Origin of the sequence: Buchnera aphidicola (Lipaphis pseudobrassicae), from assembly GCF_005081185.1 — a bacterium.
GTDB classification, from domain to species: domain Bacteria; phylum Pseudomonadota; class Gammaproteobacteria; order Enterobacterales; family Enterobacteriaceae; genus Buchnera; species Buchnera aphidicola_AD.
In genome coordinates this window covers 189137-190563 of sequence record NZ_CP034870.1, presented here as the reverse complement: position 1 = coordinate 190563, position 1427 = coordinate 189137, and the positions used below count along the sequence as shown (strand labels likewise).

Here is a 1427-nt window from a genome sequence, read left to right as displayed (position 1 = left end):
TTAAGATAATTAGTTTTTTAAAAAAGTCATATTTTTTATTAATAAATGGAGAGTTGACTTTATTAAAAATTACACCTAAAACGTTTTTATAATTTTTTCTTTTTATAATTAATTCTATTTCTTTTTCTTTTACTTTAAAGTTTTCTATATAATTTTTTTTTATATTAGACAAAAAAATCACTTCTGCACTTAAATTTTGAGCAATATCATAATTAATGTCTTGAGAATACATATTTACATTATTACTTAAACCTTTAATCAAAATAAATTGATATAACCATTTTTTATGGTAAATATCTTCAATTAATTTATTTAGTAAAGAAAAGTAATCACAAGAGTTAAAAATATTTTTAGAAAAATCTATATCATTTAATATATGTACAAATTTTGAAAAATATTTATTAATTATTAAAGATATATTATCTTGATGATTATTTGAGCAAGACAAATATAGTACAGGTTTTCGAGAATTATTTTTACATAACTTTTTATTTAAACAATAAATCATACTTAAACTAACAGAATTTAAACCAACATTATCATCTAAAGGAATTAACATTATAATACGTGACATAATTATCCTAATATAATACATCAAAATACATCATAAAAATGATTATTGTTTATTGATTACATTCATAGTTTCTTGTGCTATAAACAATTCTTCATTTGTTGAAATAACAAAAACTGGATAAGAATTAGAATCAGTAATTAATCCAGACTTACCTTCTTTAATAGATAAATTAAGTTTTAAATTAATTTTAAAACCTAATAAAGATAATTTAGATAAAGTTAATTCTCTAATCAAAGGTACATTTTCTCCAATTCCTCCAGTAAAAACTACAGCATCTAAATGATTTTTCATTAAAGTCATATAAGATGCAATATATTTAGCTAATCGATGACAAAAAATATCGACAGATCTTTTAGCTTCTATTGTTAAATTATAATTTTTTTCAAAATATCGAAAATCACTGCTAATTCCACTTAAACCTAGTAAACCTGATTTTTTATTCAGTATTGTTTCAATTTCGTTTAGATTTATATGTAGTTGCTTGTTCATAAAAAATATAATAGAAGGATCTATATCTCCACTTCTTGTCCCCATAACAAGTCCTTCCAATGGAGTTAAACCCATAGATGTATCAACACAAACACCATTACAAATAGCAGAAATTGAAGCTCCATTTCCTAAATGACAAGTTATAATATTTAACGAATTAAAATTCTTATTTAAAAAAATACAAGATTTACGACTAACATATTCATGACTAATACCATGAGCTCCATAACGTCTAATACCGTAATGTTGATAAAAATCGTAAGGAATTGCATATAAAAAAGAAGTTTCAGGCATATCTTTATAGAAAGATGTATCAAATACTGCTACATTTTTCTTCGATAAGACTGAATATTTTTCTATAATT

At 22.1% G+C, this 1427-nt stretch carries 2 protein-coding genes; both read right to left on the bottom strand.

Going from position 1 to position 1427, the window contains the following annotated elements:
- A partial coding sequence (locus D9V70_RS00900) for an AAA family ATPase (protein WP_172599334.1) occupies positions 1-574 on the bottom strand: 574 nt, incomplete at its 3' end.
- Positions 575-616: 42 nt separating this feature from the next.
- On the bottom strand, positions 617-1427 hold an 811-nt coding region (locus tag D9V70_RS00895), incomplete at its 5' end, for an acetate/propionate family kinase (RefSeq protein WP_253254817.1).